The sequence below is a fragment of the Hydrogenophaga sp. genome (assembly GCF_041633695.1).
Taxonomy (GTDB): Bacteria; Pseudomonadota; Gammaproteobacteria; order Burkholderiales; family Burkholderiaceae_C; genus Hydrogenophaga.
Window position 1 is genome coordinate 1 of record NZ_JBFJMY010000171.1, and the last position, 8,413, is coordinate 8,413.

Consider the following 8,413-nt stretch of genomic DNA (forward strand, 5'->3'; position numbering starts at 1 on the left):
GCGCACTTCGAGTTCGCTGCCTTCGGTCAGACGCCATTGCATGGGCTCGCCCCAGGCGCTGCGCATGGCCACGGTTTCGCCGATGGTCTCGGCGTTGACACGCGCACCCTGGTGCACCGTGATCAGGCCGAATTCGCTGCAGCCATACACGTTGCGCAGCATCACTCCCATGGCAGCGAACAGGCGGAAGATGTCGGGCGCCACCGCTGCACCTCCGGTGAAGGCAATGTGGGCACCCTTCAAGCCCAACTGCTCACGCAGCGGGCGCAGCACCAGGGCGTCGGCCAACGGCAACTGCGCGCGCACCCACCAGGCTCGGGCGCGGGTGTCGAGCTGGTCGGCGCGGGCCAGGCGGCCGATGCGCACGCCCCAGTTCACCACCTTCTGCCGCCAGGGTGGTGCGTCCAGCATGCGGGCGTGCACGCGCGCGGCCAGGCTTTCCCATTGGCGAGGGCCGAAGAAGACCATCTCGCAGGCCAGTTCGCGGATCGCTTCCTGGATCTGGTCTGGCCGCTCCGCGAAGTTCACACGCAAGGGTTGCATGAGGCCCATGGTCACGCCCACCCATTGTTCGGTGGCCCAGGAGAGCGGGATGTAGGACAGGTACTCGCTGCCCTCGGGCACCTGCATCGTCTGTCCGATCAGCTCGGCGTTGTGCATCAGCGAGGCGTGCGTGGTGATCACGCCCTTGGGCGCACCGGTCGTGCCCGAGGTATAGGACAGCAGGGCTATGTCGCCGCTCTGGCCTTGTGCCACCACGTGCTCGAACCACGCGTCATCTGCAGTCTGAACGGGATGGGCCAAGGCCTTGAGCGCGTCCCAACCCAGCAGCCCCGTGTTCTGGTACGACCAGAGGCCACCCGATTCCCACCAGACCACGCTGTGCAGGCCAGGGTGGCGCGCCATCACAGGCAGCACCTTGTCGACCTGTTCCTGGTCTTCCGCGAACACGCAGACCGCCTGTGCGTCTTCGACCACGTAGTCCACTTCGGTCTCTGCCGCGTCCGGATACAAGGCCACGACTTTGGCACCGACGGCCATCGCGGCCCATTCGGCCCAATAGAGTTCGGGGCGGTTCTCGCTCAGCAGCACCACGGTCTGGCCGCGTTGCACACCGCGTGCGCGCAGGCCCAGAGCGAGCGCGCGCACTTCGTCGCGCACGTCGACCCAGCGGAATTCCTTCCACACACCTTCGCGCTTGTGTCGCTGCGCAACCTCGTTCGGACGCGTCGCCGCGTTGTGCAACAGCCATTGCGGCAGGGTCTGGGGCATCTTGTGGGGCATCGCGCTCATGCGATCCGGCGCCGGGCCGCCCCAAGCCGGATCAGCCCCCACGGGAGGTAGCGACGCGCGCAGCGATGGAGCGTGGGGGCTCATGCGTTTCCTCCCAGGTAGGCCGAGATCACGTTCTGATCCTGCTGCACGGCGGTGGGTGAGGCGTCGGCGATCTTGCGGCCGAAGTTCAGCACGATCACGCGGTCGGCAATGTCCATCACCACGCCCATGTCGTGTTCCACCAGCACCACAGGAATCTGCCTCGATTCACGGATGTCCAGGATGAAGCGGGCCAGGTCTTCCTTCTCTTCGCTGTTCATGCCCGCCATAGGTTCGTCCAGCAGCAGCATGCGTGGCTCCATGGCCAGCGCGCGGCCCAGGTCGACCCGCTTGCGCATGCCGTAGCCCAGCGTGCCCACCGGATGGTGGCGCAGGTGTTCGAGTTCGAGGAAGTTCAGGATTTCTTCGGCCACGGTGCGGTGCGCCACCTCTTCGCGGTGGGTGAATGGGTAATAGAAAAAGGCCTGTGTCAGCGTGCTCTTCATGTGCATGAAACGACCAGCCAGAATGTTGTCGAGCACACTCATGTGCGGCAGTAGGTGGGTACCCTGGAAGGTGCGTGCCAGGCCGGCCCGGGCCACGCGGTGCACGGGCCAGCGCCCGATATCCTGGCCTTCGAAACGCACAGAACCCTTGCTCGGCCGGTAGAAGCCGGACAGCACGTTCAGCAGCGAGCTCTTGCCCGCGCCATTGGGGCCAATGAGGGCCACCAGTTCCTGGTGTCCGATATCCACGGAGATGCCGGATAGTGCGGTGACACCACCAAATTTCAGCGTCAGGTCGCGCGCTTCCAGCATCGCGGGTAGGCGCGTGGTCTCAGTCATGGGTGTGTGCCCCCTGCAATGTGGTGAAGCGGGGAGCAGCACATGTGCGCCGTTCACCCGATGGGGTTTTCGGGAAGAGGCCGCGTGCGGTGTTGTGCGGGTGGCGCGCGGCCTCGTCCAGCGTGAGCACCGGCGCGAAGCAGGCGTCCGTGCCTTCGAGCAGATCGCACCAGTGCTGGCGCGGTTGCGTCAGGAAGAGGGCGCGCACGCGCTCCTTCAAAGCCGGCCAGTTCGATGTGTCGAATTGCGTGGCGGCGTCCACGTCGTCCATGCCGAGCTTCTTGAGCAGCAGCGCATAGAACTGCGGCTCGATGGCGCCGAGCGTGACGAAGCGGCCGTCCGCGCAGCGGTAGACGTCGTAGAACGGGGAGTCATGGAACACACTTGGGGCCGGGCCGCCGAGGCCGCCGGTACTTGCGATCCATTGCGCGAGGCCTCCAAGCATGGCGACCGTGTCGACGATGGCGGCATCGACCACACATCCCTTGCCGGTCTGCCGTGCTTGCAGCACGCCGCTCACGATGCCCAGAGCCAGGCCGAGCGCGCCACCGGCATCACCGAGCACGGTGGGCGGCGAGACCGGCACCTGGCCGTGCACCGCCGAAAGAGAAAGCATGCCGCTGAGCGCGACGTAGTTGATGTCGTGCCCGGCTGCGTGGGCCAGTGGACCTTGCTGGCCCCAGCCCGTCATGCGGCCATAGACCAGCTTGGGGTTTACCGCTTCGCATGCGGCGGGGCCGAGGCCCAGGCGTTCCATCACGCCAGGGCGGTTGCCTTCGATCAGCGCGTCGCTCTTCGCCGCCAGCGCCAGCGCCCGGCGCAGGTCACCTGGGTGCTTGAGGTTGAGCTCGACGATCTGTTTGCCTTCGCGCAGCGGCGGTTGCCCGCCGCCCGACAGCTTGTCGACCACAGGCGAGGACCCGGGCCGCGCAATCACAGTAACGGTGGCACCGAGGTCCGCCAGGATGCGCCCACACAGTGGGCCGGGACCGATGCCCTCGAATTCGATCACGTTCATGGGGTGCAAGGGCTTCATCAGGCCACCACCTTGCGCGCGATCAGGTCTTTCATGATCTCGTTGGCGCCGCCGTAGATGCGTTGCACGCGCGAGTCCGCGTACATGCGGGCGATCGGGTATTCGGCCATGTAGCCGTAGCCACCGAACAGCTGCAGGCATTCATCGGTCACCTTGCATTGCTGCTCCGAGCACCACCACTTGGCCATGTAGGCGGCCTCGTTGTCCAGTGTGCCGTCCAACTGGCGCTGGATGCAGTCGTTCACGAAGCTGCGCACGATATGGGCCATGGTCGCGCACTCGGCGAGCTTGAAGCGCGTGTTCTGGAAGTCGGACAGCGACTGGCCGAAGGCCTTGCGCTGCTTGGTGTACTCCACCGTGAGTTCCAACGCGCGCTCAATCACCGCCGCCGCGGGCACGGCGAGCAGCAGGCGTTCGTAGGTGAGCTGGCTCATCAGCTGCTTGAATCCCTGGCCTTCCACGCCGCCCACCAACTGCGAAGCCGACACGCGCACACCGTCGAACGAGAGCTCCGCCGTGTCGGACGCGTGCTGACCGAGCTTTTCCATTCGGCGGCCCACGCTGAAGCCCGACAGGTTTTCGGTCTCCATCACCAGCAGCGAGACGCCCTTGGCGCCAGCGTCGCCCGTGCGCACCACCACCACCAGCAGGTTCGCCGTGAAGCCGTTGGTGATGAAGGTCTTGGCGCCGTCGACCACATAGTGATCGCCGTCCAGCCGCGCCTTGGTGCGGATGGCCTTGAGGTCCGAGCCGCAGCCCGGCTCCGTCATGGCAATGGCGGCGAGCATCTCGCCGCTGGCCAGCTTGGGCAGCCAGCGTTGCTTCTGTTCTTCCGTGCCGTAGTCCAGGATGTAGTGCGCGGCGATGGAGTGCACGGCCGTGTTGGCCGGGACCTCCATCTTGGCGAGTTCGTCTTGAACCACCAACTGGTAAGCCAGTGTGGCGCCTGGACCACCATAGGCTTGTGGCATCTCAGGCAACAGGAAGCCAAGTTCGCCCAGGACGCACCAGGTTTTTCGCGGAATGAAACCTTGGCGGCGCCAAACATCGAGGTTCGGAGCCAGCTTGTCGGTCACGCAGCGGCGGACCTGCTCGCGGAAGCTCTCGATTTCGGCATCCATCCACGGGTGTTGAAGTAGGCGAGGCAACATGTTCATCACATGCCCGTCAGGCCGCCGGAGCAGATCAGCGTCTGACCACTGACGTAGTCCGATTCGGGAATGCAGAACAGGTAGACCGAACCGGCCGCTTCTTCGGGTGTGCCGCCGCGGCCCAGGGGGATGGTTTGCTCCATCAGCGACAGCAGGCCCGGGTTCACGCCGACCTTGATATCGCGGCCGTCGATATTGGTGGTAGATCCATCGGCGGTGCTGCCGGTCAGGCGCGTCTTGATGAGGCCGAATGCCACGCAGTTCACGGTGACGTTCATGCGCCCCCACTCTTTGGCCAGGGCCTGCGTCAGCCCCATGATGCCGGCCTTGGCCGCCGAGTAGTTGGACTGGCCGACGTTGCCAAAAACCCCCGCCATGGACGAGATGTTGACGATCTTGCGCACCTTGCGCACGCCGCTGTCCATTTCGGACTTGGACAGAGCGCGGATCACCGGCTGGGCTGCGCGCAGGATGCGGAAGGGTGCTGTGAGGTGGCAGTCCATGATGGCGTACCACTGCTCGTCCGTCATCTTCTGGATCACGTTGTCCCAGGTGTAGCCGGCGTTGTTGACGATGATGTCGACGCCCTTGAAATTCTCCACAGCGGTACCGATGAAGCGCTCGGAAAAATCGGGTGCGGTCACGCTACCCACGCAGGCCACGGCCTCGCCGCCCATGCCCTTGATGGCCTCTACGGTTTCCTGCGCCGGGTCGGCGTCGAGGTCGTTGATCACCAGGCGGGCACCGTCTTCGGCGAGCTTTATGGCGATAGAGCGACCGATGCCACGTCCTGAACCTGTGATCAGGGCGACCTTGCCGTCGAGTTTCTTGCTCATTGTTTGTGTGTCCTCTTTATGTGTTCAATGGGGTCAGGCCAGCGCGACGATGGCCTCGCCGACGATCTTGTTCTGGCCGTACTGGTTGGCCGAGGTCACGGCCACGCGGGCGCACGCCTCGCCGTCCAGTTCCAGCAGCTCGATCACTTCGCCACTGCAGGTGATGGTGTTGCCCAGGTGGGTGATGCCGGCGAAGCGCGCGTCGTACTTCCGGATGCGCGACTGCGGCACCCATTGCGTGAGCAGGCGGCCCAGCCAGGCCATGCCCAGCATGCCCTGCGCGAAGACGTCGGGCATGCCCGAGCGGCGCGCGAAATCGGTGTCGATGTGGATCGGGTTGTGGTCGCCCGAGGCGCCGCCAAAAAGCGCCAGCGTGGCACGGTCGACAGGTGGGAGTTGAAGGGATGGCAGGCGGTCGCCAACACGGATTGGAGTGGTCATGGATCTTGCCTTTCTCAATGGCGAACGACGAGCACCGTGCGAAGCTCGGCCACGAGCTCGCTGCGCTGGTTGGTCACGCGCGAGTCCTTGACAGCGAACTCCAACTTGCCGCCCTTTTTGTCGTAGATGTCGGTGATGGTCGATTGCACGGTGACCGTGTCGCCTGCGCACACCGGCTTGAGGTAGCGGAACGACTGCTCGCCGTGCAGCAGCTTGGCCAGCGGAATGTCCAGCTCGGTGAGCAACTGGTCGTTGGCGCCGCTGTCGAGCTCGGCCGCGAACAGGAAGGTGGGCGGTGCCGGCAGATCGGGATAGCCGGCGGCCTGGGCGGCGGCCGGGTCGATGTAGACCGGGTCCTTCTCGCCGATGGCCTTGGCAAAGAATTGCAGGCGCGTGCGGTCCACCGTGAGCACCGATGGCTTGAGCTGGTGGCCGATGAATTTCCTGTCGATCATGCAGACACCTTTTCGTACATGGTCACCACGCAGGCGCCGCCCAGGCCCAGGTTGTGTTGCAGCGCAATGCGTGCGCCCTCCACCTGGCGCTTGTCCGCCTGCCCACGCAGTTGCTGGACCAGCTCGGTACACTGCGCCAGACCCGTGGCGCCGAGCGGGTGGCCCTTGGAAAGCAGGCCGCCCGAGGGGTTGGTGACAACCTGGCCGCCATAGGTGTTGTCGCCGTCTTCGACGAATTTCTGCGCACCGCCACGTTCGCACAGACCCAGCGCCTCGTAGCTCAGCAGCTCGTTGTGAGCAAAGCAGTCGTGCAACTCGACCACTTGCACGTCCTTGGGGCCGAGACCGGCTTCGGCGTACACCTGCTCGGCGCAGGACTTGGCCATGCTGTAGCCCACCACCTCGCGCATGTCCTTGGCGCCGAAGGTCTGCGGGCCGTCGGTCGTCATGGCCTGCGCGCGGATGCGCACGGCGGTGTTCAAACCATGTTTTTGGGCAAACGCGTCCGAACACACGATGGCTGCGGCCGAGCCGCAGGTGGGCGGGCAGGCCATCAGGCGCGTCATCACGCCGGGCCACATCACCGGCGCGTGCATCACCTCTTCTTCGGTGACCACGGTGCGGAACAGCGCCAGCGGGTTGTTGAACGCGTGGCGGCTGGCTTTGGCGCGGATCTTGGCGAAGGTGGCCATTGGCGTGCCGAACTCCTCCATGTGTGCCAGGCCCGCACCGCCGAAGTAACGCAGCGCCAGTGGAATTTCACCATGACCGACGAGCTCTTCCGTTGCGTCGTCGAAGCGCTGGAACGGGCTCTCCCGATCGGCGAATACCGAGCCCAGTGCGCCAGGCTTCATCTGCTCAAAGCCGAGCGCGAGCACGCATTCGGCCGCGCCGCTCATCACGGCCTGGCGCGCCAGGAACAGAGCGGAGGAACCGGTGGAGCAGTTGTTGTTGACGTTGACGACTGGGATGCCGGTCATGCCCACCTCGTACAGCGCGCGCTGACCGGCGGTGGAGTCGCCGTACACGTAGCCAACATAGGCTTGCTGCACCTTGGCGTAATCCAGGCCCGCGTCCCGCAGAGCAGCATTGACCGCCTTGGCTGCCATTTGTGGATAGGGCTCACTCGCCCCAGGTTTGGTGAACGGCACCATGCCGACACCGACGACATACACGTCTTGCTTCATGAGCGGTCCTTTGTGCGAGAGGCGAAAAGCCCCGGAAAGATTTGTGTTGAAGACGGGGCGGATGTTAGGCTCGCACCCCGGTCCCAGCGATAGCCGAAAACCTTGAACCCATGGCAAAAGACCTCAAACGTACAAAACATCGGGAAAACCCTGGGGCGTTCATAGCCCCAGTTTTCGTCTTCGGAATGCTTTCCGGCTTGGAAAGCAAGGGCATGAACGTGGATGGCTATATACGTCAAGTGGGGGTGGACCCGAGTGCACTGAAAACACCCGGCCACCCGGGCGTCACACCCATGCAGTACGTTGCGCTTTTCTATGCGTTGCTCAACGACGTGAAGGACGAATGCATGGGGCTTTTCTCGCGCCCGTTCAAACCCGGCAGCTTCGCGCTGACGGCGCGCGAAGGCCTCTCCGCCCCCGATCTGCGGCGCGCGCTCAAGCGCATGAGCGCAGCGCTGAACCTGTTGCAGGACGACATTTTTTTCTCGCTGCAAGTGAATGGCGACGAAGCGGGTCTGCACATGCAGACCATCGCTTCCCATAGCCCCACGCCCGTGTTTGCGCAGGAAACCATGGTGCGCGTGCTGTGGCGGTTGGCGGCCTGGCTGCTAAACGCGCCTCTTCCGATCAAACACTTTGACTTCACCTACCCTGAACCCGAAGGATCGGAGGAGAGCTACAACCTCGTGTTCCCTGCGCCCAGGCGCTACGGGCAGGCCGCGTTCGGCTTCTGGTTCAAGGCCAAGGAACTCGAAACACCCGTGAGTCGCGACGAACCCGCCCTGCGCGTGTTTCTGACCGACGCCTACACGCAAATAATCTCACCCCCGCGGGACTTTGGTGACATGGCGCAAAAAGTGCGCAACCACCTGATGCGCAGCTACCCGCAATGGCCTTCACTGGAGGACGTGGCCGAGCACCTGCACACATCGCCTTCTTCGTTGCAGCGGCACCTGGCGGTGGAGCACACCTCGCTGCAATGGCTCAAGGACGACCTGCGACGCGATCTAGCGATCTCGCGCCTTTCGTCGTCGCGCGTGTCGCTGGTGCAGCTGGCTTCCGAACTCGGTTTCAGCGACAGTCCTACGTTTCAGCGTGCGTTCAAACGGTGGACAGGGAAAAATTGCGGGGCCTACCGACGGCCATGA

At 64.4% G+C, this 8,413-nt stretch carries 9 protein-coding genes; 1 reads left to right on the forward strand and 8 read right to left on the reverse strand.

Annotated elements, in window-relative coordinates; all coding sequences use genetic code 11:
• From ABYB95_RS12005 to ABYB95_RS12040, 8 genes are all read right to left on the reverse strand, one after another.
• Positions 1–1,377 (reverse strand): AMP-binding protein (locus tag ABYB95_RS12005; protein ID WP_372658781.1); only part of this gene is annotated, 1,377 nt, incomplete at its 3' end.
• Positions 1,374–2,159: an ABC transporter ATP-binding protein gene (locus ABYB95_RS12010; protein ID WP_372658783.1), complete on the reverse strand. Its 786-nt coding sequence runs from the start codon at positions 2,157–2,159 to the stop codon at positions 1,374–1,376. The genes ABYB95_RS12005 and ABYB95_RS12010, both read right to left, overlap by 4 nt.
• Positions 2,152–3,177, reverse strand: coding sequence for a CaiB/BaiF CoA transferase family protein (locus ABYB95_RS12015; RefSeq protein WP_372658784.1), 1,026 nt, complete (start codon positions 3,175–3,177; stop codon positions 2,152–2,154). The genes ABYB95_RS12010 and ABYB95_RS12015 overlap by 8 nt, the downstream gene beginning before the upstream one ends.
• A 17-nt stretch (positions 3,178–3,194) precedes the next feature.
• Positions 3,195–4,346: an acyl-CoA dehydrogenase family protein gene (locus ABYB95_RS12020; RefSeq protein WP_372658790.1), complete on the reverse strand. Its 1,152-nt coding sequence runs from the start codon at positions 4,344–4,346 to the stop codon at positions 3,195–3,197.
• A 5-nt stretch (positions 4,347–4,351) separates the two neighbouring features.
• Positions 4,352–5,182, reverse strand: coding sequence for an SDR family NAD(P)-dependent oxidoreductase (locus ABYB95_RS12025; RefSeq protein ID WP_372658785.1), 831 nt, complete (start codon positions 5,180–5,182; stop codon positions 4,352–4,354).
• Positions 5,183–5,215: 33 nt separating this feature from the next.
• Entirely contained in the window at positions 5,216–5,623 is a 408-nt protein-coding gene (locus ABYB95_RS12030) for a MaoC family dehydratase (RefSeq protein WP_372658786.1), read from the reverse strand.
• Positions 5,624–5,637: 14 nt separating this feature from the next.
• Positions 5,638–6,078 (reverse strand): MaoC family dehydratase N-terminal domain-containing protein, encoded by a 441-nt coding sequence (locus ABYB95_RS12035; RefSeq protein WP_372658787.1) that lies wholly within the window; start codon positions 6,076–6,078, stop codon positions 5,638–5,640.
• Positions 6,075–7,265: a lipid-transfer protein gene (locus ABYB95_RS12040; RefSeq protein ID WP_372658788.1), complete on the reverse strand. Its 1,191-nt coding sequence runs from the start codon at positions 7,263–7,265 to the stop codon at positions 6,075–6,077. Before ABYB95_RS12040 ends, ABYB95_RS12035 begins: the two co-directional genes overlap by 4 nt.
• Positions 7,266–7,450: 185 nt before the next feature.
• On the opposite strand from ABYB95_RS12040, the gene ABYB95_RS12045 reads away from it, so the two are divergent.
• Positions 7,451–8,413, forward strand: a complete 963-nt coding sequence (locus tag ABYB95_RS12045) for an AraC family transcriptional regulator ligand-binding domain-containing protein (protein WP_372658789.1) — start codon at positions 7,451–7,453, stop codon at positions 8,411–8,413.

What these genes read in the sequence shown, in the direction of transcription:
- ABYB95_RS12030 (WP_372658786.1), bottom strand. Translation starts at nt 5,623, where the DNA reads ATGACCACTCCAATCCGTGTTGGCGACCGCCTGCCATCCCTTCAACTC.
- ABYB95_RS12010 (WP_372658783.1), bottom strand. Translation starts at nt 2,159, where the DNA reads ATGACTGAGACCACGCGCCTACCCGCGATGCTGGAAGCGCGCGACCTG.
- ABYB95_RS12045 (WP_372658789.1), top strand. Translation starts at nt 7,451, where the DNA reads ATGCTTTCCGGCTTGGAAAGCAAGGGCATGAACGTGGATGGCTATATA.
- ABYB95_RS12040 (WP_372658788.1), bottom strand. Translation starts at nt 7,265, where the DNA reads ATGAAGCAAGACGTGTATGTCGTCGGTGTCGGCATGGTGCCGTTCACC.
- ABYB95_RS12015 (WP_372658784.1), bottom strand. Translation starts at nt 3,177, where the DNA reads ATGAACGTGATCGAATTCGAGGGCATCGGTCCCGGCCCACTGTGTGGG.
- ABYB95_RS12020 (WP_372658790.1), bottom strand. Translation starts at nt 4,346, where the DNA reads ATGTTGCCTCGCCTACTTCAACACCCGTGGATGGATGCCGAAATCGAG.
- ABYB95_RS12035 (WP_372658787.1), bottom strand. Translation starts at nt 6,078, where the DNA reads ATGATCGACAGGAAATTCATCGGCCACCAGCTCAAGCCATCGGTGCTC.
- ABYB95_RS12025 (WP_372658785.1), bottom strand. Translation starts at nt 5,182, where the DNA reads ATGAGCAAGAAACTCGACGGCAAGGTCGCCCTGATCACAGGTTCAGGA.